The 24,503-nt window shown below is 61.8% G+C and carries 20 protein-coding genes; 14 read left to right on the forward strand and 6 right to left on the reverse strand.

The window, feature by feature from the left end; translation table 11 throughout:
• Window positions 1-9 precede the first annotated feature (9 nt).
• Complete coding sequence (locus tag LVY65_RS02985) at window positions 10-1,995, reverse strand: lytic transglycosylase domain-containing protein (RefSeq protein ID WP_235066521.1); 1,986 nt, start codon at window positions 1,993-1,995, stop codon at window positions 10-12.
• Window positions 1,996-2,085: 90 nt separating this feature from the next.
• Here LVY65_RS02985 and dapA point away from each other — a divergent pair, with 90 nt between their 5' ends.
• From dapA to recA, 8 genes are all read left to right on the forward strand, one after another.
• Window positions 2,086-2,958, forward strand: coding sequence for a 4-hydroxy-tetrahydrodipicolinate synthase (gene dapA / locus LVY65_RS02990; protein ID WP_235066522.1), 873 nt, complete (start codon window positions 2,086-2,088; stop codon window positions 2,956-2,958).
• Between the two features lie 5 nt (window positions 2,959-2,963).
• Entirely contained in the window at window positions 2,964-3,446 is a 483-nt protein-coding gene (smpB, locus tag LVY65_RS02995) for an SsrA-binding protein SmpB (protein ID WP_235066523.1), read from the forward strand.
• Window positions 3,439-4,002, forward strand: a complete 564-nt coding sequence (locus tag LVY65_RS03000; RefSeq protein WP_235066524.1) for a DUF2062 domain-containing protein — start codon at window positions 3,439-3,441, stop codon at window positions 4,000-4,002. Before smpB ends, LVY65_RS03000 begins: the two co-directional genes overlap by 8 nt.
• 27 nt (window positions 4,003-4,029) lie before the next feature.
• Window positions 4,030-6,093, forward strand: coding sequence for a M13 family metallopeptidase (locus LVY65_RS03005; protein ID WP_235066525.1), 2,064 nt, complete (start codon window positions 4,030-4,032; stop codon window positions 6,091-6,093).
• Between the two features lie 3 nt (window positions 6,094-6,096).
• The gene (locus LVY65_RS03010) at window positions 6,097-8,487 is read left to right on the forward strand and encodes a response regulator (protein WP_408021963.1); all 2,391 of its coding nucleotides are present in this window, start codon (window positions 6,097-6,099) and stop codon (window positions 8,485-8,487) included.
• A gap of 42 nt (window positions 8,488-8,529) precedes the next feature.
• On the forward strand, window positions 8,530-8,892 hold the full coding sequence (locus LVY65_RS03015) for a response regulator (RefSeq protein WP_328282470.1): 363 nt from the start codon (window positions 8,530-8,532) through the stop codon (window positions 8,890-8,892).
• Window positions 8,893-8,982: 90 nt separating this feature from the next.
• Complete coding sequence (locus LVY65_RS03020) at window positions 8,983-9,738, forward strand: alpha/beta hydrolase (protein WP_235066527.1); 756 nt, start codon at window positions 8,983-8,985, stop codon at window positions 9,736-9,738.
• Between the two features lie 98 nt (window positions 9,739-9,836).
• Window positions 9,837-10,913, forward strand: coding sequence for a recombinase RecA (gene recA, locus LVY65_RS03025; RefSeq protein WP_235066528.1), 1,077 nt, complete (start codon window positions 9,837-9,839; stop codon window positions 10,911-10,913).
• A 23-nt stretch (window positions 10,914-10,936) separates the two neighbouring features.
• Here recA and LVY65_RS03030 read toward each other — a convergent pair whose 3' ends face one another.
• The gene (locus tag LVY65_RS03030) at window positions 10,937-12,208 is read right to left on the reverse strand and encodes a multidrug effflux MFS transporter (protein ID WP_235066529.1); all 1,272 of its coding nucleotides are present in this window, start codon (window positions 12,206-12,208) and stop codon (window positions 10,937-10,939) included.
• A 65-nt stretch (window positions 12,209-12,273) separates the two neighbouring features.
• Between LVY65_RS03030 and LVY65_RS03035 the strand changes: the two genes are divergently transcribed.
• Window positions 12,274-13,545, forward strand: coding sequence for a M24 family metallopeptidase (locus LVY65_RS03035; RefSeq protein ID WP_235066530.1), 1,272 nt, complete (start codon window positions 12,274-12,276; stop codon window positions 13,543-13,545).
• Between the two features lie 7 nt (window positions 13,546-13,552).
• Here LVY65_RS03035 and LVY65_RS03040 read toward each other — a convergent pair whose 3' ends face one another.
• Window positions 13,553-14,869, reverse strand: a complete 1,317-nt coding sequence (locus LVY65_RS03040; protein ID WP_235066531.1) for a dicarboxylate/amino acid:cation symporter — start codon at window positions 14,867-14,869, stop codon at window positions 13,553-13,555.
• Window positions 14,870-14,962: 93 nt separating this feature from the next.
• Between LVY65_RS03040 and LVY65_RS03045 the strand changes: the two genes are divergently transcribed.
• Window positions 14,963-15,763, forward strand: a complete 801-nt coding sequence (locus LVY65_RS03045; RefSeq protein ID WP_235066532.1) for a TIGR01459 family HAD-type hydrolase — start codon at window positions 14,963-14,965, stop codon at window positions 15,761-15,763.
• Window positions 15,764-15,766: 3 nt separating this feature from the next.
• Here LVY65_RS03045 and LVY65_RS03050 read toward each other — a convergent pair whose 3' ends face one another.
• Complete coding sequence (locus LVY65_RS03050; RefSeq protein ID WP_235066533.1) at window positions 15,767-17,794, reverse strand: elongation factor G; 2,028 nt, start codon at window positions 17,792-17,794, stop codon at window positions 15,767-15,769.
• Between the two features lie 229 nt (window positions 17,795-18,023).
• Between LVY65_RS03050 and LVY65_RS03055 the strand changes: the two genes are divergently transcribed.
• On the forward strand, window positions 18,024-19,013 hold the full coding sequence (locus tag LVY65_RS03055) for a YihY/virulence factor BrkB family protein (protein WP_235066534.1): 990 nt from the start codon (window positions 18,024-18,026) through the stop codon (window positions 19,011-19,013).
• Here LVY65_RS03055 and rpoH read toward each other — a convergent pair.
• Window positions 18,970-19,875 carry an RNA polymerase sigma factor RpoH gene (gene rpoH, locus LVY65_RS03060; RefSeq protein WP_235066535.1) on the reverse strand — a complete coding sequence of 302 codons (906 nt, stop codon included), beginning with the start codon at window positions 19,873-19,875 and terminating at the stop codon, window positions 18,970-18,972. The genes LVY65_RS03055 and rpoH overlap by 44 nt on opposite strands.
• Before the next feature lie 56 nt (window positions 19,876-19,931).
• Entirely contained in the window at window positions 19,932-20,885 is a 954-nt protein-coding gene (locus LVY65_RS03065) for an RluA family pseudouridine synthase (RefSeq protein WP_235066536.1), read from the reverse strand.
• A gap of 84 nt (window positions 20,886-20,969) precedes the next feature.
• On the opposite strand from LVY65_RS03065, the gene LVY65_RS03070 reads away from it, so the two are divergent.
• The 3 genes from LVY65_RS03070 (at window position 20,970) to LVY65_RS03080 (ending at window position 24,494) form a co-directional block, all read left to right on the forward strand.
• Window positions 20,970-21,608: a histidine phosphotransferase family protein gene (locus tag LVY65_RS03070; RefSeq protein ID WP_235066537.1), complete on the forward strand. Its 639-nt coding sequence runs from the start codon at window positions 20,970-20,972 to the stop codon at window positions 21,606-21,608.
• Between the two features lie 94 nt (window positions 21,609-21,702).
• Window positions 21,703-24,048, forward strand: coding sequence for a chemotaxis protein CheA (locus LVY65_RS03075; RefSeq protein ID WP_235066538.1), 2,346 nt, complete (start codon window positions 21,703-21,705; stop codon window positions 24,046-24,048).
• Window positions 24,048-24,494: a chemotaxis protein CheW gene (locus LVY65_RS03080; RefSeq protein WP_235066539.1), complete on the forward strand. Its 447-nt coding sequence runs from the start codon at window positions 24,048-24,050 to the stop codon at window positions 24,492-24,494. Before LVY65_RS03075 ends, LVY65_RS03080 begins: the two co-directional genes overlap by 1 nt.
• Window positions 24,495-24,503 lie beyond the last annotated feature (9 nt).

A 24,503-nucleotide genomic window follows, 5' to 3' on the forward strand; every position in this document is an offset into this window, starting at 1 on the left:
GTGGCGCTTTTAGCCCGGCCGCGACGATTTGCCGAGATAGGCCGAGATATGGACCGGCTGGGGTGCGGGAAGCGACGGGTTCAAACGGTCGTAGACGACACTGTTTTCCAACACGCGCTGCACATAGCCCCGGGTTTCCTCAAACGGGATTTTCTCGATCCACGAGACGATGTCGACATTACCTCTCGGGTCACCGTAGCTGTTGACCCAGCGGCGGACGTTGCCGGCACCGGCATTATAGCTGGCGACCGCCAACGGATAATTGCCGTCCCACATGTTGACCAACCGCTGGAAGTAAGCGCTGCCGAGCATGACGTTATAGCTTGGATCGGAAGTCAGCCGACCATAATCATAGCCGATGCCCATTTTCCCTGCCTGCTCACGCGCCGTGCCGGGCATCAACTGCATCATTCCCCGGGCATTAGCGGGGCTCACCGCGCCCTGATCAAAGCTCGACTCCTGGCGCGTGATGCCATGAACCAAGGACCAGGCACGGCCCGAAGGCACATTGGCCAAATGGGTCGGAAAAGCTGCCCTGTAAAAGAAGGCCGAGCCGGAGTTGCGTGCCGAGCGCGCAGTCCATACCGCAAGGTCCTGCCGATAAATTTGGCTTGCCAGCTCAACCGACAACAGCCGTTCGGCGTCGGTGTCAGTGTCTTCAGACAGAGCGCGAATGAACAGGCTTTGCTCGTCGCGCCGCCCTTGCTGGCCTAGCAGCCGGACCGCCCGGACCAGCCGCTTCTGATAATAGGCCTGACGCTGGGCGTCGGTCACAACCAGTGCAGGCGCGGCTGCGGGTGCCGGGACGATGCGGCCGAGCCGTTCTAGCGCAAGTTGGCCGTAGAAAAGCTCCGGCGTCGCGGCGGCGCGCTCGAAATAGGACCTGGCCCGCAACGGGTCGCCGCTTTGTGACGAAGCTCGTCCAGCCCAGTACCAACCTTTCGTCGCGACCTGGAGCGAACGGCCGGCACGGGCATATTTGTCGAACAGGCCGATCGCGTCGCGGGGCCGATTCATGCGCTCGAGCACGGCGGTGGCCGCGTTCCAGGTCAATGTCGTATAATCGTCGCGGATCGCATAGCTCTTCAGGCTGATATCGGCGCCGGGCCCAAACAGGTCATCGGTCTGGCGGCCAATGTCATAGGCGATCTGCCATTGCCGGTCGCCCATGGCCGCCTTGGACAATAAAACCATCATGTCCAGGAAACGCTCAGGGTCCGTCGGGCGATAGGTGAAGCTATGCGAGCGCGCCAACAGCTGGCGGGCGGCCTGCTCATATCCGCTCTCCCGCAAATAGCGGGCACGGTCCATCATCAGGCCGGCATCGGTGGTGACCTGTCCAATCACCGCCTGATAGCGCTGCTCGGCATCTGGCGATCGCGATAGCATCGCGATCCGTGCCGAGAGCGAAGCACGCCGTCCGGGACTGGTCCAGGGCAGCATTCGGTAGGCATCGGTAGTTTTCTTGTCGAACAGGAGCGCGTCGACCCGCTTGTCATGATCGTCGGCGGTCAGCTGAGACCCGAAGCGGGAAAAGAGCAATTGCTCGTCATATTGGCTGAGGTCGCCCGAAACCCATGCGCCACGCGCGGCGGCGAGCGCTTCGCTGGTCTTGCCGGTCGCAGCATAGGCCTCGGCGAGCCGGGCCCAGCCATTGCCGCTTTGCGGCTCGGTGGACCGATAGAAGGCAAGGACCGTAACCGCGGCTTCGCCCGGCCGCATGGCTTTTTCGGCACTACGGCGAATCCCGGCTTCACCGGGCCAGCCGGGGTTGGCGTTCACGAAGCGGGCATAATCGGCAAATGAGTATCCATCGCTGGCACGCAGTCGCCGCCAGTCGGCCAGGGCATAGTTGATGTCATAGACGGCAGCTTGGCTGGTGGCCTGGATTGAAGCGGGGGTGCTCGGAGCAGGGGTGATTTGCTGAACGGAGGCAGCCGCCATGGTCGACAAAAGCAGCGAACCGAAAATCCCTACGCTCCTCATACTGGACATAATGTGCCCCGAGTCCTTATCAGCCGCTGAACAACACCCTCGATTTCGCGAGCCTAACTCCGCGAGCGAGTCCCGGTGAAGGAAAAATTCATGTTTTTCGGGTCGATACCGGCGCTGTTGACGCCTTTTGCGGCAGGCCGAGTGGATGAGGCGGCATTCCGAGACTTGGTCGAGTGGCAGATTGACGAAGGTTCGAACGGACTGGTGCCCTGCGGCACCACAGGCGAATCCGCGACCTTGTCGGCCGAGGAGCATCGCCGGGTCATAGAAGTGACGGTGGAAGTGGCCCGTGGCCGGGTTCCCATTCTCGCCGGTTGCGGCTCGAACAATACGGCTCACGCGATTGAGCTCACCAGGAATGCCAAGCAAGCGGGCGCCGATGCTGCGCTTCATGTGCCGCCTTATTACAACCGGCCGAATCAGGACGGCATTTACGCGCACCTGGCCGCGGTCGCGGAACTCAATCTGCCGATCATCCTGTACAATGTGCCTTCGCGGACCATCACGGACATATCGGTGGATACGATGAAGCGTTTGTCGCGTCTGCCAAACGTCATCGGCGTGAAGGATGCGACGGGTAATCTTGCGCGCGTTTCGGCGCAGCGGTTGGCTTGCGGAGAAGGGTTTATCCAGCTGTCCGGCAATGACGATATGGCGCTCGGCTTCAATGTCATGGGCGGCGCGGGGTGTATCTCTGTTACGGCCAACGTCGCGCCCAAGTTGTGCGCCGAGTTCCAGGCGGCGACGCGTGAAGGCCGCTGGGATGATGCGTTGGCACTGCAGGACCGCCTCTATCCACTGCACGCCGCGCTGTTCAGCGACGCGTCGCCGGGACCGGCCAAATATGCACTGTCCCGGGTTCGCCCAGGCTTTTCGACCGAACTTCGCCTGCCGATGACCGAGCCGTCGGCGGCGTCGAAAGCGTCGGTCGATGAGGCGCTTGTCCATGCAGGATTGATCTGACGCCCGTGAGCAAGCCGCCCGTCACCGAGTTCGACAAGGTCAAGGTCGTCGCCGAGAACCGGCGCGCCAGGTACGATTATTTTGTCGAAGAACGGTTCGAAGCAGGAATCGAGCTTCGGGGCACGGAGGTGAAGGCGCTGCGCACTGGCGAAGGATCGATCGCCGAAAGTTATGCGCTGGTGGAAGGCGACGAAGTGTTCCTGATCAATTCGTCGATCCCCGAATATAGCCATGGCAACCGAATGAACCACGAGCCTCGGCGCCGGCGACGCCTGCTGATGCGGGCTCGGGAGATCGCCAAGCTCCAGGGCGCGATCACTCGCCAGGGACTGACGGTCGTTCCGCTGTCGGTCTACTTCAATTCGCGGGGACGAGCGAAGGTCGAGCTCGCGCTGGCTCGGGGCAAGAAGGTCCACGACAAGCGGGAAACAATCAAGGAACGCGACTGGAAGCGTGAGCAAGGACGATTGATGAGGCAACGTGGCTGACATCGCAAATTTTGTCCGTGGCCTCATGCATCGGCATGCGCCATCGCGCGAAGAAGTCCTCGACAGCCCGTGGCTGAAACCCTTCGGCAAGCGGATCCGGCATAGCGAGCTATGGCGTTTCACGCGGCGCTCGGTCCCGCGTGCGGTGTTTGCCGGCTTGTTTATCGGCATCTTCCTGATGGTGCCCGGGCTTCAAATCGTCGGGGCTGCCCTTTTGGCGATACCTATGCGGGCCAATATCCCGATCGCGGTGGCCATGACTTTCCTGTCCAACCCGCTGACGACCCCCTTCTTCCTTTATGCGGCCATTGGAGTCGGCACCCGGATTGGCTTCCATACCGATCTGGCCGCGTTCCTCGCCCTGCGCGGCGAAAGTGCCAGTCAATGGATCGCGTGGCTGCTTTCCGATGCCGCCCCGGCATTGGTTTCGGGCCTTTTCTTGATCGGGCTCGGCGTGGCTTTGGTCGGCTATATCGTGTCGCTGGTCGGATGGCGCTGGTGGGTTGGCCGCAAATGGCGGCAGCGCTTCGCGCGGCCGGAAGAAGTCTTGGGCTGACAATAATTCGAGATCGGGAGGGTATTGATGGTTCGTTGGATGACTTTTCTCGCCGCGAGCACGGCACTTGCGGCATGTACGGCGTCACCACCACCGGAGGTCGCAGCCCACGCCGCGCCGGCGGAAGTCGCGGCTCCCGAACCGGCTCCGAAGCCCGAGCTCGGCACGTTCGGGTTCGATACTGCGGGAATGGAACGCTCCATTCTTCCGGGCGATAATTTCTACCAATATGCCAATGGCACCTGGGCCAAGAACACGCCCATCCCGGAGGACAAGTCCAACTATGGAATGTTCACCAAGCTCGACGATCTTTCGAAAGAACGGACTCGGTTGATCATCGACGAGGTCGCCAAGGATCCGACCAACAAGATCGGCGTGGCCTATAATTCCTATCTCGATACCGCCGGGATCGAAGCCAAGGGGCTTCAGCCAATCCAGCCGTGGCTCAACGAGATCAAGGGGCTCAACGCCCGATCCGGCTATGCTGCGCTGGTTGCCAAGGCAGGTCGCAACAGCATCAGCATCCCGTTTGGCCTGTTCGTCGGGCAGGACGACAAGCAACCCGATCGTTACGTAACCGCCATGTTCCAGGGCGGGATCGGTATGCCTGACCGCGACTATTACCTGTCGAAAGACGCCAAGATTGCTGCGGTTCGGACCGCCTATCTCCAGCATCTTACCAATGTGCTGACCCTCGCCGGGGAGCCAAATGCCGCTACGCGGGCCAAGGCTCTTCTCGCTTTCGAGACCGAGGTCGCCAAGGTTCACTGGACCCAGGTCGATAGCCGCGATGCGACCAAGACTTATAACCTGATGCCACTGTCGAAGCTGAATGCCGACGCAAAAGGTTTCGATTGGGCGACATTCCTTCGGGACAGCGGCCTTTCAGCCGCCACCGAAGTCAATGTCGCCCAGCCAAGCGCAATTAACGGCATCTCCAGGCTGGTGGCCAAGGCTCCGCTGGGCGTGTTGAAGGACCAGCTGCTGATCCGCTCGCTCGACCAATACGCGCCTGTGCTGCCCTCCGCGTTCGATAGGGAAGCTTTCTCCTTCTATGGGACAACATTGTCAGGGACGCCGCAGCAGGAGGTCAGGTGGAAGCGGGGCGTGACCTTCGTCACCGGCGCGCTGGCCGACGATGTCAGCAAAATCTATGTTGAGCGCTATTTCCCGCCGGAGACCAAGGCCGCAGCCGACAAGCTGGTCAAGAATGTCGTCGAGGCAATGGGCCGCCGGATCGACGGACTAAGCTGGATGGCGCCAGAGACCAAGAAAAGGGCGAGAGCCAAGCTGGCCAACTTCACGACCAAGATAGGTTATCCGGATCGCTGGCAGGATTATTCGGCGCTGACGATCCAGGCCGGCGATGCCCTCGGCAATGCGATGCGCGCTGCTCAGTGGCAGCATGAAGACAACGTCAAGAAACTCGGCGAACCGATACGTCGCTGGGAATGGGGCATGACCCCGATGACCATCAATGCCTATGCCAACTTCGGCATGCAGGAAGTCGTCTTCCCCGCCGCGATCCTGCAACCGCCGTTCTTCGATCCCAACGCAGATCCAGCGATCAACTATGGCGGCATCGGCGCGGTAATCGGGCATGAGATCAGCCACCACTTCGACGACCAGGGCGCCAAGTATGACGAGCATGGCCGGCTCAACGAATGGTGGACGGAGTCGGACAGGAAGGCGTTCGAGGCGGCCGGAAAGGCGCTGATCTCCCAATATGATGCCTATGAAATTTTCCCAGGCGCGAATGTGAAGGGCGCTTTCACGCTGGGCGAGAATATCGGTGATCTTGCCGGGCTTACCGTCGCCTATGACGCCTATAAGCATTCGCTTGGCGGAGCCGAGGCGCCTGTTCTCGACGGCACGACCGGCGATCAGCGATTCTATCTCGGCTGGGCGCAGGTGTGGCGGCGCAATTATCGAGAGGCGAACCTTCGCCAACGGCTGATCACCGATCCGCACTCGCCATCGGAACAGCGTACATGGGTCGTGCGCAATCTCGACCCATGGTATCCTGCGTTCCAGGTGCAGCCGGGGCAGAAGCTCTATCTGGCGCCGGAACAACGCGTCCGAATGTGGTGAGCCTTGCTTTACGAGCAGTTCGACCTCGGTGAATCAAAGCCGCTCGACGGCGGCCTTCGCTGGCTTGTACCGGCGTTGGTCGTCGCCGCGGCCGCCAGCGGAGCGCTGCTTTTCTACCTGATTGGGCTGCCGCTTTACGGCGGTCTGTTCCTGGCCGGCTTCGTCGCCATGTTGGTGGCGGCATTCGTGATCGACCGCCGCGGAGCTCGGCGGATCGAGGTCGAACCCGTGATCCTGCCAGACCTGGCATTGGTAGGATCGGCCTTGGGGTTCTCGTCGGATCCGGCGGCGATGACCCAGGCAGATGGATCGCTGAAGTCGATCAACCCGGCCTACAAAGTCCGGTTCGGCCAGCAGGCTCCGCTCGACCTTGGCAAAGGCAAGCAGGCAACCAAGGCCATCCAGTCGTTGCGGGAAAGCGCCGTACGCGACGGCGAAAGCTCGATGGCCGACATTCCGCTGACCGGCGGCCCGGCAAACGTGCAAGTCGCGCGGGCTGGGGCCAATGGCGACCTGCTATTGTGGCGGTTTGTTGGGGCCGCCCCTCCCGATCTTCTGGCCGTCGCTGCCAAGCGTGTCTCGGGTGCCACCGGCGACCGCCTTGCAGCAGCCGGAGTCTTGGCAGCGCTGGTAGACGGCAATGGCCGGCTAATCGCTGCCAATGGCCTGTTTACCGAGCGGGCTTTGACGGGCCCGCTGACGCTGAACGAGGTTCCGCCGTTTCCCGAGGTCATCGAAACTTCATCTGAAGGCGCAGTAAGGCTTGTAGCCGAAGGGCCGGAAGGGCGGCCGCTTCGATTGATCAGCATTCCGCTCGAACCAGCGGGAGAGGGCGGCGCAGCGACGATGCTGCTGTTCGATTGGGAAGAAGGGCCAAGCCTTGCCACCTCCACCAACGTGCAGGTGCTGCTGGAGATGCTGCCGATCGGACTTGCGCTGGTCGATCGCGATGGACGCTTCCTGATGATGAACAAGGCGTTTCGTGTCGCCGGTGGCCTGCCGACAGACGAAATGCCCTCCTATCCCGGCGACCTGGTCGTGAAGGAAGACAAGGCCGCGGTCGCCGATGCCGTACGGCGCAACGCCCGCGGGCCCTCGATGTCGGGCGATCTTCCGGTGCGACTGGCCCACCAGCCTGGGGAGCCGGTGGCCTTGACGGTGGCGGGTCTGCGGGGCCTGGGCGATGCGGCGGTACTCCTGCTGCTCAAGGACAATAGCGAGGAAGCCAAGCTCAAGCGCCAGATCGCCCAGGCAACAAAAATGCAGGCGGTCGGCCAATTGGCCGGGGGCGTAGCCCACGACTTCAATAACATTCTGACTGCGATCATCGGTCATTGTGACCTGATGCTGATGCGGCACACGCCCGGCGACACCGACTATGACGATATCCAGCAAATCAAGTCGAATTCGAACCGCGCCGCCGGCCTGACCCGCCAACTGCTCGCATTCTCCCGCCAGCAAACGCTTCGCCCCCAGCTGTTGCAGCTGCCCGATGTCGTCAGCGAAGTTTCGCACCTGTTGAAGCGGCTGCTGGGTGAGACGGTCCAGCTGGTGGTCAAGCATGGACGCGATCTCGGCCCCGTCCGCGCCGACCCGGGGCAGTTGGAACAGGTGATCGTCAACCTGGCCGTCAACGCGCGCGACGCGATGATGTCCAAGGGAGGAGGGGCGCTGACCATCCAAACCTATGCGGTTCGGGCCGACCAGGTTGCCGACCTTGGAAGCGAGATCCTGCCGATCGCCGATTATTCCGCTTTGTCGATTTCCGATACGGGGACCGGCATCCCCGCATCGATCCTCAGCAAGGTTTTCGAACCTTTCTTTACGACCAAGGAGGTCGGCAAGGGCACCGGCCTTGGTCTTTCCACGGTCTATGGCATCGTCAAGCAGTCTGGCGGATACATCTTTGCCGATTCCAAGGTAGGCGAAGGGACCCGCTTCACCATTTACCTGCCGGTTCATCATGTCGAAGCAGAGAAGTCGTCCGGCCGCCGCCCGGCCAAGGCAGCTGCTGAAAACGAGCTTTGGGGCACGGGTACGATCCTGTTGGTCGAAGACGAGCCGATGGTTCGCACGGTGGCCGAGCGCGCGCTCACCAGGCATGGCTATAAAGTACTGACCGCCAACAATGGCGAGGAAGCACTGGAGATCATCGACCGAGGCGACGAGATCGCACTGCTGATTTCCGACGTGGTGATGCCATTGATGGACGGTCCGACCATGGTCAGGCAGGCACGCAAGACGCGGCCGGACCTGCCGATACTTTTCATGTCAGGCTATGCCGAAGAGCAGCTCAGAAAGTCGATCGACATCGCCAATGTCGCGTTTCTGCCCAAGCCCTTCTCGGTTCAGGAGCTGGCCGAGGCCGTGCGTAAGGCCTTGTCCGACAATTAATTCTTTCTTCCGCCGTAACGGCTGCTATTCCCTGCGGTCATGATGGGGTCGCGTTCAATCCTGATCGTCGAGGACGAGCCGCTAATCGCGATGATGCTGGAGGATTTTATCCTCTCGCTCGGGCACGAGGTGAGCGGAAGCTGCGACAGCGTCGGAGCCGCACTTCGAGAGATTGAGAACGGCGAATGCGATCTCGCCATTCTCGACGTCAACCTGAAAGGTGAGAGCGTCTGGCCGGTCGCGACGGCGCTGCGCAAGAAGGGAACGCCGTTCGTCCTTGCCTCAGGCGGCCACGTCGATCCTCCACCGGCCGAATTCGCAAACGTTCCGATGATCGAGAAACCCTATACGATCGATCGGGTTACGCCGATCATCGAGGCGGTGCTGGCGAGCTCCGAGACCTAGGCCGTGGTCGGGGCCCAGAGAATCTGGGCGTCCATGATCCTGAAACTGGCTTTTGCGGCGTTACTGGCGGCTGCTACGTTATTGCTCATCATGAGATTTTCGCAGACCGAGATGCTCTTCCCGACCCATGCCGTGCCGCCGGCCGGGCCTCTGCCGCCAGGCGCGGCGGAACTGGAGTTGAAAACCGCGGCCGGCGATCGGCTCCGTGGCGTGCATATCCAGCCAAAAGCGAATGGCGTCGGTCCCCGAACGCTAATTCTCGGATTCGGCGGCAATGCCTGGAATGGCCAGGACGTCGCCGAATATCTGCACCAAGTCTTCCCCGAGGCGGATGTGATCGCGTTCCATTATCGCGGCTACACTCCATCCACCGGTAGCCCGTCCGCCGAAGCATTAATGAAGGATGCGCCGCTGGTGCACGATCTGGCCGTCGATCTGGTAAAGCCGGAACGGGTCGTGGCGGTCGGGTTCAGCATCGGTAGCGGGGTTGCGGCCAGTCTCGCTCGAAGGCGCGATTTGGATGGACTGATTTTGGTGACGCCATTCGATTCGCTGAAGGCTGTTGCCGCTGACATGTTTCCCTGGCTGCCGGTCGGGCCAATTTTCCAGCATGAACTCGCGACTGCCGAGGAGTTGGAGGGCGGAAGAACTCCAGTTGCCGTTCTTGCCGGGGAGCGCGACGAAATTGTCCTTCCGGCCAGGACTGCCGCCCTGCGAAACCGCGTGCCAAACTTGGTGTTTGACCGGACGATTGCCGGGGCAGGGCATAACGACGTTTATGCAATGGATGATTTTCAGGAGAGTCTTCGTCAGGCCCTGAAAGTGGTTGTTTCGACAGCGAAATGAATGTATTTGTTCGCGCCTTGTTCCAAGTGAACAAATAGGATACGACATGGCATTCTCCGGGGGCAAATAGCTACCCGATTGACGAAGGGATAAAGGCCATGGCAGCGCAGCTCAAAGTCGTCGGCATGAATGGGGACAGCGTGAACACAGACCGTCAAAAGGCATTGGATGCGGCGCTCGCGCAAATCGATCGCGCGTTCGGCAAGGGCTCGGCAATGAAGCTTGGCAGCCGGGAAAAAATCGAGATCGATACCGTGTCGACCGGCTCGTTGGGCCTCGACATCGCGCTTGGCGTCGGCGGCCTGCCGCGCGGCCGGGTGATCGAAATCTATGGTCCGGAAAGTTCGGGCAAGACGACCTTGGCGCTGCATGCCATTGCCGAGGCGCAGAAGGAGGGTGGAACCGCCGCCTTCGTCGACGCCGAGCACGCGCTCGATCCCGTTTATGCCAAGAAGCTGGGCGTCAATATCGACGAGCTGATCGTGTCGCAGCCCGACACTGGCGAGCAGGCGCTGGAGATCGTCGACACGCTGGTCCGATCCAACGCAATCGACGTGCTGGTGATCGATTCGGTGGCGGCGCTGGTACCGAGGGCCGAAATCGAGGGTGAAATGGGCGACAGCCATGTCGGCCTCCAGGCCCGGCTGATGAGCCAGGCGCTGCGAAAGCTGACCGGATCGATCAGCCGATCGCGTTGCACCGTCATCTTCATCAACCAGGTGCGGATGAAGATCGGGGTCATGTACGGCAATCCGGAAACGACCACCGGCGGCAATGCGTTGAAATTCTATGCCAGCGTCCGGCTCGACATCCGCCGCACCGGCCAGATCAAGGATCGCGACGATATCGTCGGCAACACTACCCGGGTGAAGGTGGTAAAGAACAAGGTCGCGCCGCCGTTCAAGCAGGTCGAGTTCGACATCATGTATGGCGAGGGCGTCAGCAAGGTCGGCGAGATACTCGACCTCGGCGTCAAGGCCGGGCTGGTCGAAAAGTCAGGTTCCTGGTTCAGCTATGACTCGATCCGCATCGGCCAAGGTCGCGAGAACGCCAAGCAGTATCTGAAGGAAAATCCCGACGTGGCGCAACGGATCGAAAATGCGATCCGCGGCAAGACCGAAGAGGTGGCCGAGGCGCTGATGGTCGGACCCGCAGACGACGATATTGAAGGCTAGTCGTCAGCGTTCATGGTAGTGAATCAAAGTTCGGGCGGGGGGATGACCTCCGCCCTTTCGATTTGAGGGTCGATACCCCCGAACAGCCGTCCGCGCTCGGTCCACAGGACCAGCACCAGTGCAGTGGCGCCGCACACCGCCAGGCCGGCCAGGAACGGCAGTTGCGTTCCGTCGAACGACTGGCCGATCGTAAGGCCGATCAGCGCACCGCCTATGGTCCCGGTCACGCCCTGGAACGATGAAGCGGTGCCCGCGATCGGTGCCATGTTGCGCATCGCCAACGTGCCGAAATTCGACGTCGTGAAGGCAAAGGCAACAAAGGTCAGCGCCATCATGACGATGAACAGCCAAAGCGGCTCGACGGTCAGTTCCGCGATCAGCACATGGGCGGTCGCCACGGTGACGAAAGCCAGAAGCCCGGAATGCCCCGTTCGGCGCAGGCCGAAGCGGCCGACGACGCTTGCATTGCCCCAGCTCGCTAACGCCATCGGCGCGGCAATCGCCGCGAACACCAGCCCGATAAAGTTGGCGGCATCGAACACATCAAATACGATCTGCTGGATGGACGATATATAGGCGGTGAGCCCGCCGAATACCGCGGTCAGGGCCAGCGTGTAGCCAATGGAAAGCCGGTCGCTTGCGGCGGTTTTGACCGCTTGCCAGATTTCACCGGTGTTGAGGTCGCGCCTGTATTCGGGGTGAAGCGTCTCCGGCAGCCGGATGAAGCTCCACAGCCAGATCGTCACGCCATAGCTGGCCAAGACCAGGAAGATCGTCCGCCACGGCCCAACCAGCAGGATCGCCTGGCCAATGTTGGGGGCGAGCACCGGCACAAGCATGAAGACCATAAACACCAGGCTCATCACCCGGGCCATGGCCTCGCCTTCGAACAGGTCGCGGACCATGGCGGTGACCAGGACTCGCGTGACGGCTGCCGAAGCGCCCATCGCGATCCGGCCGGCGATCAGCAAGGTGAAGCTCTCCGCGATCCCGCACAGCAGGGCGAAACCGGTGTAGAGGGCAACTCCCGCGCCAAGGATCGGCTTTCGCCCGAACCGGTCGGCCAGTGGGCCCCAGAAAATCTGGCCGAACCCAAATCCTAGGAAATATGCGACCACCACCAGTTGGCGGCGGTTCTCCGTTTCGACTCCCAACTCGGCACCGATAGCCGGAAGCGCGGGAATCATCGCGTCGATCGCAAAGGCATTGAGCGCCATCAGTCCGGCAAGCAGCGCGACAGTTTCCCGCGTGCCCGGAAGTTTCCTGGTTCCGACGATTCCCGATTGTTCGAACATCGGCCGCTGCTGGCGGATCAATTACTGCTGTGCAACAGTCGTGCATCCAAAAGATGGGGGAAGCGATGATTTCTGTCTCGACCAGCCGCCGCAACCTGCTTGGTGGAGGGGCTACACTGGCCGCCGCCGCACTGCTTCCACGAAGTTCGGCAGCTTGGGGCGCGGTCCAGCAGGCGGCCGAGCTCAAGCCAATCCCGCTCCCCCCACCCATCACCCCCGCCGAGCGGCTTTCACGGCTCAATAAGGCACGCGACCTGATGCAGCGCCGCGGCATTGGCGCGGTGCTGGTCGAGTCTGGCCCCAGCCTCGATTATTTTACCGGCATCCAATGGTGGCGCAGCGAACGGCTGACCGGCGTCGTCATTCCTGCCGAGGGCGACCCGATCATCGTCACGCCTTTCTTCGAACAGCCGACAATCAAGGAAATGTTGGCGGTTCCGGCCGAGATTCGAACCTGGCAGGAGGACGATGAACCACTCAAGCTGGTCGCAGATTTCCTCAAGGAGCGGAATCTTGCCTCCCAGCCCATCGGCTTTGAAGAAACCAACCGTTTCTTCCTGATGGATCGGCTCCAGCAGCAATTGCCGTCCACGCCGATCGTCAGCGCCAACCCGGTTGTACGCGGGCTCAGGATGATCAAGTCGCCCGCCGAAATTGCGCTTATGCAGGCTGCGGCGGACATTATGGCAGCGTCATTGCGCTATGCCGGCGAGCGGACCCGAGAGGGAATGGCTCCGCCGGAGGTCGATGCCATGATCGCCGCCGCTCAGAAGAAGTTGGGCGCGGATTATGACGGCGGCCTGATCCTGATCAGCGAGGCCAGTGCTTATCCGCATGGCAGCAAGCAGCAGCATGTCGTCAAGCGCGGCGAGGTCATATTGCTCGACTGCACTTGCTCGGTGCATGGCTACCAGGCTGACATTACCCGCACATTCGTTTTCGATGCCGATGCCAGCGCGGAACAGCGCAAGGTATGGGACCAAGTGCATCGGGGGCAGCAGATCGCCATGGCCGCGGCGAAGATCGGCGCCCCTGCCGGCAGCGTCGATGATGCAGTGCGCAGCACCTATGAAAGCTGGGGCTATGGGCCGCGATACAAGCTACCCGGGACATCGCACCGCACGGGACACGGTATCGGCATGGAGGTGCACGAGCCGGTGAATCTCGTCCACGGCGAAATGACCCCGCTGGCCGTCGGAATGTGCTTCTCCAACGAACCCGGGATCTACGCTCCGGGCAAGTTCGGAGTCCGACTTGAGGACTGTTTCCACATGACCGAGAGCGGACCGAAATTCTTCACCACGCCGCCGCCGAGCATCGATCGACCATTTGATTAGGCGCGATCTAGAAATGGTCGTCGATGGGCTCGGTTCGCACAACATGCGTCGGGGCATGGGGGGGCTCGATATCGGCCGGCTCCATCGGGTCTAGCGTCCCCTCCCATTTGGCCACGGCGACCGAGGCGACTGCATTGCCGACGACGTTCGTCGCGCTCCGTCCCATGTCGAGGAAATGATCGACAGCCAGGATTAAAAGCAAGCCGGCCTCGGGAATGTTGAAGAGCGAAAGCGTGGCGGCAATGACGACGAGGCTCGCCCTTGGGACGCCTGCCATGCCCTTGGACGTGATCATCAGCACCAGCAGCATGGTGATTTCCTGGCCGAGCGTCAGGTCGATGCCATAGGCCTGCGCGATGAAGATCGACGCGAAGGTCATGTACATCATCGAGCCGTCCAGATTGAACGAATAGCCGAGCGGCAGGACGAAGCTGGCGATCCGGGGCGGCACGCCGAACCGGTCCAGCGCCTCGAGCGTGCGGGGATAGGCCGCTTCGGATGACGCGGTGGAGAAGGCGAGCACGATCGGGTCGCGAATGTATCGGATCAGATACTTGGTCCGCGCGCCGACGAACAGGTAGGCGGCGCCGATCAGCAGCGTCCAAAGGATCGCCAGGCCAAGGAAGAAGCTACCGACAAATCGGCCGAAATCGATGATGATCGCCGGACCCTGTTCAGCGATCGCGGCGGATACGGCGGCAAACACCGCGACCGGTGCAACGCGCATCACATAGTCGGTTACCTGCAGCATTACGTGAACGAGCGCTTCAATTCCCTTCACAAGCGGACGCGCTTTCTCTCCCAGCGCGGTGATCGCCACGCCGAAGAAGACAGAAAAGATTACGATTTGCAGGATTTCGTTCTTGGACATTGCATCGGCGATCGATGCCGGCACCAGGTGGGTCACGAATTCCTTCAGGGAGAATGCGGCCTTTTCGACGCCACTTGCCGCATCCGCCGCCGGCAGGGCCAGATTGAGTCCGACCCCTGGTTGAAGTGCATTGACCAGGATTAGCCCGAGGGTGAGCGAGACCAGGCTGGCGCCGACGAACCAGATAAGGCTGCGCAAGCCGACCCGCCCCAGCGCAGCCGTGTCGCCCATGTGAGCGATTCCGACCACAAGGGTCGAAAACACCAGCGGCGCGATGATCATCTTGATCAGGCGCAGGAACAGCGCGGTGATAATGCCGAGATATTCCGCGATCGATTTGAGTTGCTCCGCGGACTGGGCCGAGCCGTCGTCAATCGCGGCATTTGTCGCCCATCCCGCCACGATCCCGAGGACCAGCGCGAACAATATGTAGCGGGTGAGATTCTTGGCCAATACGCCCTCCTGAAACTGATTTCACCCAAGCCGCTGGCCGCGATGGCGTCAAGGCACCTTGCCATGGCCTGGCCGTCGCGCCATCGCGGCGGCATGGATGATCTCGACAACCTCGACGCACGCTATCGCGCGATCCTGTGCGACATCTGGGGTGTGGTCCATGATGGCGGCCGCATCTTGCCGGGGGTCGAGGAACGCCTGCTTCGCTGGAAATCCGAAGGCCGCGCGGTCGTACTCCTGACCAACGCTCCGCGATCCGCGGACGCGGTTCAACGGCGTCTGGACGAGCTGGGATTGCCGCGGGCTGCCTATGACGAAATCAGCAGCAGTGGCGAGGTCGGGATCGATGCCTTGACCAATCCGTCACGCCCGGTCGGTTTTCTCGGTACGACGATGGATCGAGCGGACCTGGTCAGGCGAGGTGTGATGCTGGCCGAAGAAGATTTTGCCGAGTTCGCTTGCACAGGCTTGGACGAATGGCGCGATGATCCGGCGGAATATCGTTCGCAACTGGTTGAATGGGCAGAGCGGGGGTCGGTCATGCACTGCCTAAACCCAGACCGCATCGTTATCCACTGCGGCAGGCGCGAAGCCTGTGCCGGAGCCTTGGCCGACATTTATGAGGCACTGGCAGGCACGGTCGAATGGTATGGTAAGCCACATGGCCCGATATACGATCATGCAAGAGCGCTGATCGGCGGCCTGCCCCGGGAAGCGATGCTCGCGATTGGCGACGGCCTGCAGACCGACATGCTGGGCGCGGGCCGCTACGGCATCGACGCAATCTATGTCAGCCACGGAATTCACGCAGGCGAACCCGTGCCGGACGATTTTGCCGCACGGCACGGGCTGGGCGACTGGCACCCAATAATGACCGTTAAAGGCCTCGCCTGATCGTCAGGCCGGCTCGGCGACCTGTTGCTGCACCACCTTGTCGGCGAGATGCCCGTTAAGCTCGGCCAAATGGTCGAACTCGGCCTCATAGCTCGCCAATCCCTGGCTCAAGGAGCGCAGCTCCGCCTCCAGGCCATCGAGTTCGGCCTCGGGAACCAGTGCCTCGATCCGGTCCCATCCGGTCCACCCATCGCGCGGGCCCATGCCGAGCATTTGACCGCGCCGACTGGCGACCGCCGACGACATGCGGCTAGCGGAGGAGGCAGGGCCCACCAGCACCAGTTTGTGCACGGGTTCGAGCAGGTGCGGTACGGCCTCGGCCAGCGCCTCCTGCATCGCAATCCGCCCGGCCAGGCGGAACGCAAGCTCGCTCGAATCGACGCTGTGGTAGCTGCCGTCGATCAGGGTCACCGCGACATCGACTACCGGGAAGCCGAGCGGCCCCTTTTGCATCGCGTCGCGGACGCCTTGCTCGACCGCCGGGATCCACTGCTTGGGTACCGCGCCGCCGGAGATTTTCTCCTCGAAGCGGAAGCCCTCGCCGCGCGCCAGTGGGCGAAGCTCGATGATCACATCGCCATATTGGCCGTGGCCCCCTGACTGCTTCTTGTGGCGGCCACGCTGGGTCACGGGCCGGCGGATGGACTCGCGATAGCCGATCGATGGAGCATGATGTTTTACGTCCACGCCATAGCGGCGCTTCAGCTTGGCCAGCGTGGTCTTCAGATGTTCGTCATTGACACCGCGAAGCCGCATTTCATGGCTCGCCTCATCCTGCTCCAGCGACAGGCTTGCATCCTCTTCGAGGATCCGGGCGAGCGCGCCGGATAGGCGGACATCGTCCTTCCGATCCGCAGGCTCAATCGCGAACGCGCAGTTGCGGGAGGGAAGGGCGGTTTCGATTGGCGGCGGCAACTTGCCGGAACCGAGCCAATCGCCAGCCTTCACTCCATCGGCCTTGGCCACGGCGACCAAGTCGCCGTTGCCTGCCTCGGCAATCTTGGTGGTCTTGTCGCCCTGAATTGCGAAAAGCGCGCCAAGCCGTCCGACTTCACCGCTGCTGCTCTTGAAATCGCTGCTTTCATGGACCGGGCCACCAATGGCGCGGGCCAGAGCTAGGCGGCCCGCCGAGCCGCCGTGCGAGACTTTGAAGGCATAAACGGCAGGTGCGTCGACCCCCAGGCGCGCCGCCGTGGCCTCGGGCCCGGGCGCCTCGTGGCGAAGCGCCTTCAGCAATCGGTTGATGCCCCAGCGATTATGGGCCGATCCGAACAGGACCGAGACACCAAGATTGTCGCTGGTCTCACGCCGAAGGTCCGCGAAAATCGTGCCCGGTTCGGGCACCTGGTCCAGCAGCAATTGTTCAAGCAGCGTGTCGTCATGGTCTGCCAGCTGTTCCAGCAGCTGAGTTCGCGCCTGTGCTTCACGTTCAGCCAGTTCCTCCGGAAGGGCGATCGGTTCGGACGGCTTGCCGGGCACATAATGATAGGCGCGTTCGAGCGCGACATCGACGAAGCCAGTCACCTTTTCGCCTTCGCGGATCGGAATTTGCCGGGCGATCAAAGGCGAAACGCTCATTGGCTGGAGTGCGGTCAGGAGATCGCGGATCCGTCCGTGCGCTTGGTCGATCCGATTGACGAACAGGATGTGCGGAATGCCTTGCTCATCGAGCATGCGAAGCGCCGGCGCGGCCAGGGCGGCACGTGCCGGATCGGGATCGACCACGACGATCGCCATATCGGCCACCGCCACGCCGCGCGCGGCGTCGGCTGCGAAACCAATCGAGCCGGGTGCGTCGATGAGGGCGTATTTGTCGCCGAGATAGGTGAAATTATAGAGGTTGGTTTCGGTAGATCCGCCTCGCTGGCGAGCCTCGGCGCTATTGTCGCCAATGCTCGATCCGTTGGCCACCGATCCCTGTCGGTCGGTCGTACCGCTGGCATAGAGTAAGGCCTCCGCCAAGCTAGTCTTGCCCGCGCCGGCCGGACCGACCAGCGCGATAACCCTCGTGCCTTTGGATTCTCCAGGCATGCGACTCTCCTTCCTCCGGTGTTGGCGGGGGCGCCGAGTCGCATGTCGAGCGGCCAGCGCTCTCCAAAGGAAGAGCGTCGGACTCTTTCGGGCGGAAGGCAATAGGGTTGGAACGAGTCCGTCAAAACTGCGATTGAGCGATATGGACGCAAATCCTGATCCAACGGATCGGGGCCGCAAGGCGGCCTCACCGTGGCAAATGCCGCTATCCGCATGGAAAGATGTGGCCATGCGGGTGTGGAACGAAAGCTGGGTCGACAATATCGGCCTGGTTGCCGCCGGCGTTGCCTTTTATGGTTTTCTTGCAGTGGTGCCGCTGCTCGGCCTCCTGGTTCTCAGCTATGGCATGGTCACCGATCCGGACACGGTCGTGAGCCACGTTATGGTATTGATCCACGTGCTGCCGGCCGATGTGGCGGTGCTGATCGGCCAATTATTGATGAATGCCGTTCAGACGTCGGAACAGACCAAAGGGTTCGGCTTCCTGATTGCCGTTCTTGTTGGACTTTATGCCGGGGGGAATGGGGCGGGATCCATCATGACGGCGCTCAACATTGCCTATGAGGAGGAGGAAAAGCGAAGCCTGTCCCGCTTCTATCTGATCGCGTTCACCATCACGGCGGCCGCCGTACTCCTGGCTCTGGTGGCGCTGGCAGCAACGGCTACGGTTCAGGCGCTCGACAGGCTGATCCCCCCATTGTCCGGCACCTCCACATTGGCAGTGGGAAAAGCGGGCCTTTATATCTTGATTGCGCTGATTGCGGCCGCGGTTGCGGCAACTCTCTATCGCTACGGTCCGTCGCGTGAGGACGCACGATGGCAATGGCTGACGCCGGGCTCGATTTTCACCGCTGCCGTTTGGCTCGCCCTCACCAACGGCTTCGGTTTCTACGTGACCCGGCTAACCGACTATAACGCAATTTACGGATCGATCGCCGCTGTCATCATGCTCCTAACGTGGATGTACCTATCCGCCTATGTCTTCCTGTTCGGTGCTGAACTGAATGCCGAGCTTGAGCATCAGACGGCCATCGACAGCACCACCGGCCGCCCCGAACCATTGGGCGAACGCGGCGCTTGGGCCGCCGACCATGTGGCAGGTGTTACCGATGATGGCACATCAGACGGCCCGAGCCTTGGGGAGGCCGGTCCCCCCAGTCCTGCGGAAGAACCGGTTAAGCGGCAGGAAGAAGCCGCTGCTCCCCCGCGAGCCGAATGAGAGCCGCCTGTAGCTTTTCGAAAGCTCGAACCTCGATCTGCCGAATGCGCTCGCGGCTTACTCCATAGACCTGCGAGAGATCTTCCAAGGTCTTGGGCTCGTCGATCAGTCGCCGTTCGGTGAGAATATGCTTCTCGCGGTCGTTGAGGCATTCCATCGCTTCGACCAGCAGGTCATGGCGGACGCGGCGCTCCTCGTCATCGGCAAGAACCTCATCCTGCAGCGGCCCGCCATCGACCAGGAAATCCTGCCATTGTCCCTCGCCATCGGTGTCGCGCAGAGGCGCATTCAGGCTGGTGTCGCCGCCCATACCCATGCGGCGGTTCATCGAGACCACCTCTTCCTCGGTCACGCCGAGGTCGGTGGCGATCTTTGTGACCGCTTCGGGCTTAAGGTCGCCTTCTTCGAACGCGTCGATCTGGTTCTTCATCCGGCGAAGGTTGAAGAACAGCTTCTTCTGCGCAGCGGTGGTGCCCATTTTGACGAGGCTCCACGAACGCAGGATGAATTCCTGGATTGAGGCGCGGATCCACCACATCGCATAGGTGGCAAGGCGGAAACCCCGGTCGGGCTCGAACTTCTTCACGCCCTGCATCAGGCCGATATTGCCTTCGGAGATGAGCTCGCTCACCGGCAGGCCATAGCCGCGGTAGCCCATCGCAATCTTGGCGACGAGCCTCAGGTGCGAATTGACGAGCTTGGCGGCAGCGTCGGTGTCGCCATGCTCGCTCCATCGCTTGGCCAGCATATATTCTTCCTCAGGAGCGAGGATCGGGAATTTCTTGATCTCGCTGAGGTAGCGGTTGAGCCCGGCTTCCCCGCCCGAAGCGGGAATCGACACAACCCCTTTCGCATTCGCCATCGTATCGTTCACTCCCTGGCCGGGACGGCAAGCCGCCGCCCATAGCCTTGTTATTCCTATACACCAAGTGCGGTGAACAGTTCCTGCATGTCCGACGGAAGAGCACTGTCAAACGACAAACGACCCTTCGTGACGGGGTGGATGAAGCCCAAGTGTGCGGCGTGCAGCGCCTGACGCTTGAAGTCCAATTGATTGAGCAAATCTCTGTGAACGCTTTTTCCACGGCCATAGACCGGGTCGCCGAGCAACGGGTGGCCGATTGAGGCCATATGCACACGGACCTGATGGGTCCGCCCGGTTTCAAGCGTGCATTCGACAAGCGCGGCGTCCTTGAGAATTATCAACCGCTTCCAGTGGGTTACTGCCCGTTTTCCGCGACCTTCCTTAACAATCGCGATCTTTTTCCGGTCGTGGGCAGAGCGGGCGAGGGGGGCGTCGACCACGTCCCCGGCAAGCCGCGGAACGCCGGAGACGATGGCCAGGTAACGACGGTCGATCGAATGATCGGCGAACTGCTTGGCCAGCCCCACATGTGCCTTGTCATGCTTGGCGACGACGAGCAGTCCGGACGTGTCCTTATCGATCCGGTGGACGATTCCCGGGCGCGCAACCCCGCCAATGCCGCTCAGCGTTCCGCCGCAATGGTGAAGCAGGGCGTTGACCAGTGTCCCGTCGCGGTTACCCGCCGCCGGGTGGACGACCAGCCCTGCGGGCTTGTCGACGACCAGCAGATGCTCGTCCTCAAACACAATCGGCAGGGTTATTTCCTGCGGTTCATTATGCGCCGGGGTCGGGTCAGGCAGAGCCAGCGTGAAACGCTCGTCGCCTTTAACCTTTACTGCGGGGTCGCGGAGCGCATTGCCTTCACGAGTCAGCGCGCCGGCCTTTGTCAGTACTTTAAGCCGTTCACGCGACAGGCTGGGGACGACAGCGGCCAGCGCCCGGTCCAGCCGCCACCCGGCATGGCTGGCGTCCAGCGCTATTTCGATTTTGGTATGCCCCCCGGCCATGTGGATCCTATTTGGGAACAGTGTCGAGGCCTTTCAATGGTGCATACTCTTGCTTCAGGTTAAACTCTCGCGCATCAGCAGGCCATGAATGCAATTGAGCTTGCCAGCCTTCTCTGTTCGCGTCTCTGCCATGACCTTCTGTCACCGGTTGGCGCGCTAAATAACGGAATTGAATTGCTCGCCGACGAGCAGGACCCGGAGATGCGCGAGCGCTGCCTGGAACTGTTGGCCGAAAGCGCCCGGGCAAGCGCCAACAAGCTGAAATTCTTCCGATTGGCATTTGGCGCCGGCGGCGGCTTTGGCGACGAGATCGACACGCGCGAAGCAAAGGTCGCGCTGGAAGGCTTGTACGGCGCGGACAAGCGGATCGAGCTTGGTTGGATGGTTGCCGACGACAAACTGCCCAAGGGTGCGGTGAAGCTGTTGCTGAACCTGGCGATGATCGCAGGCGATGCACTTGTCCGCGGCGGTCGACTGGATGTCGGGGCGGAGCATCGCGATGGTGCTCTGGAAATGGTGATCAGGGCCGAGGGACCGCGGATATTGCTCGATCCCAAGTTGCGCGAAACCATTGCGACCGGCCAATCGGGGGGTGAGGTCGAGCCGCGTGCCGCCGGTGCCTGGCTGGCGCACAGCCTGGCGGCAGAAGCGAACGGCACAATCCAGCTCAGCGATCCTGCAGCCGACGTCCTGTTGATTGGTGTGACCTTACCCAACGGCTAGTTGGGCTTGCCAAATTGGGGACAGGGCTAACGGGGCGTTAACTCCTTGGCGGCATAGAGGACCTGCAACTTATCTGCGTGGGGCCCTGCCACCGATGGACGATCTTATTGCCGATTTCGTGGCCGAGTGCCGGGAAATGCTTGAAGCGCTGGGCGGCGAAATAGTCGCCTGGGAAGCCAATCCTGACGATCGCGCACGCCTCGACAGCATTTTCCGCTTTGTGCACACGGTGAAGGGCAATTGCGGCTTCTTCGATTTTCCGCGTCTTGAAGCGCTTAGCCATGCCGCCGAGGATGCACTGGCCGATTGCCGGACCGGGCGCCGTGCACCAGACGCGACGTTGGTTAGCGCTGTTCTCGCCATTATCGACCGTATCGGCGAAATGATCGCGGCGATCGATGCCGGAGAGGAACTTCCTGAAGGCGATGACAGCTCGCTGATCGACGCGCTCGCCCCGGGTGCGGAAGGAGCGGCCGCCCAGGCGGCGACACCTGCGGCAATGGAAGCCGGACTGAAGGGCACTTCCACGCCGCGCACCATTCGCCTTTCCGTCGAGCTTCTCGATCGGGTGATGTCGGGGGTGTCCGACATGGTACTGGCCCGCAACGAACTTGCTCGCCGACTGCGTGAGGCCCCGGGCGAGGTCGAGGTTGACGGCGCGTTCGAGCGGCTTTCCGGCATCATCGCCGAAATGCGCGACGCAATTACGCGGACACGCATGCAGCGGATCGAGAATCTGTTCGTGGCCCTGCCGCGCATGGTCCGCGACCTGTCGGCCGAGCTCGGCAAGCAGGTGCTGGTCGATATCGACGGCGGCGACGTCGAACTGGATCGCGAAATGATCGAGATGATCCGCGACCCGCTGACCCACATTATCCGTAATGCCGTGGATCATGGGATCGAATTGCCCGCCGAGCGCATGAAGTCGGGCAAGCGCGAAATCGGCCTCCTGTCGGTTTCGGCACGCCAGTCGGGCAACCAGATCCTGATCGAGATCGCCGACGACGGCAAAGGCATAGAAGCATCGAAGCTGGTCGATAAGGCTGTCGCCAATGGCGTCATCGAGCGCGACGCGGCGCAGAAAATGACTCGCGGTGAGCAGCTGGCATTGATCTTCGAGGCCGGCCTGTCGACCGCCCAATCCGTAACCGCCATTTCCGGGCGCGGGGTGGGGATGGACGTCGTTCGCTCGAATGTCGAGCGGATCGGCGGCGTGGTTGAGGTTGATTCGACACCGGGCAAGGGCACCAGGATGATCCTGCGGGTCCCGCTCACCCTGACCATCATACCGGCCCTGACCGTATCGATCGGAACTCAACATTTCGCGATTCCACGATCCGCCATTGAAGAGATCGTTCGCGCCAACGGCAGCAGCGTAACCCTCGAGAAAATTGGTGGAGCGGGCGTTGCCACGATCCGGGGACGCCGCGTTCCGGAAGTGGCACTTGCCGACATATTGGGCTTGCCCAGTTCGATGGAAGACAATGAGCGCACCCTGGTGGTGCTGAGGCCGGCTGGCGGGGACGTTTATGCCCTGGCGGTTGACCGGATCCATGACCATGAAGAGCTGGTCGTGAAGCCGGCTGCACCGGCGGTGATGGCAACTGGCCTATATGCCGGAACGACGTTGGCTGACGATGGAAGCCCGATCCTGCTTTTTGATCCGGCCGGCCTTGCCCAGGTTGGCGGCGTTCGCCTGGAGGCAGTTGAGCGCGGCGGACGGGGTGTCGAAAGTGCCGTCCCCGTCAACTCGAATGATGTACCCGTATTGCTGTTTCGCGGGCTCGACGGAGCGCGACGCGCGCTTCGCCTCGGCGTCGTGGACCGCATCGAGGAAGTGGTCGCGAGCGAGGCGATCCGGCCGAGCGCCGGTCAGCTTCGGGTGCAACTCGGCGAAGCAATCCTGCCGCTGGCCGGCGTCGAGAACGTCGATGAGTTTGAGGGCAAGGTCCGGGTGTTCCGCCTAAACGATGGCGAACATGAGATCGGATATGCGTTTCGCGAAGTCATCGACCTGATGAATATCGACCGCGAGGTCATCCCCGCCGAAATTCCGGGCGCCATCAGCGGTGTCACGCTGATCGACGGCGAGCCGGCCGAGCTGATCGACGCCCATTGGCTGTTCGCCGAGCACCTGGGGGCGATCGTGCGTCCCCAGACGCAGCTGGTTTGCAGACTGCCGGAAGGCGATGCCTGGATGCAGAACATGCTTCGACCGATCGTCGAGGCGGCCGGCTATTTGGTCATCGGCGAAAATGACGAACTCAGTGCGGACGTGACCATCGTGTCGCAGGGCAAGGACATCGAGCCGGATGAAGGTGGCCGAATTCTCCGCCTCGCAACCGATCCGGACGCCGCCGACGGAGAAGACAGTGTCTACCGTTATGATCGTGCCGGACTGCTGATGGCACTCAAGACCTCGAGCGCGGGGAAACGCTGATGAAAGAGCTTTTGCTAATCGTGTCCATCGCCGGAAGCAGGGTCGCGTTGCCCGCGGCGGCGGTTGAGAGCGTGGTCGAGCTGGAATCGCTAATTCCCGTTCCCCGGGCCCCCAATCATCTCGCCGGGCTTTCTGCGCTCCGCAGCCGAGTTTTGACGGTCATCGACTGCCAGCGTTCGCTCGAACTTGGCTCAACCAACCTCAACGACGGCAAATTGCACGAGGCCGCGGTCGTCGAGATGGATGGCCATCATTATGCGCTGACCGTCGATGCGGTCGAGGATGTGGTCGAAGCCTTGTCCGATCCGGCACCGATCCGCGCCGCCATGGGCGACGGATGGGAGCGGGTGTCCAAGGGCATGGTCGAGACGGAAGAAGGCCCGCTGCTATTGGTAGACATTGTTGCGCTGGTGGCCGGGCCGGGCGCCGAGGCCCGTGCAGCTTAAGAGGTTCGT

This window comes from Sphingomonas cremea, from assembly GCF_021502585.1.
Taxonomy (GTDB): domain Bacteria; phylum Pseudomonadota; class Alphaproteobacteria; order Sphingomonadales; family Sphingomonadaceae; genus Sphingomicrobium; species Sphingomicrobium cremea.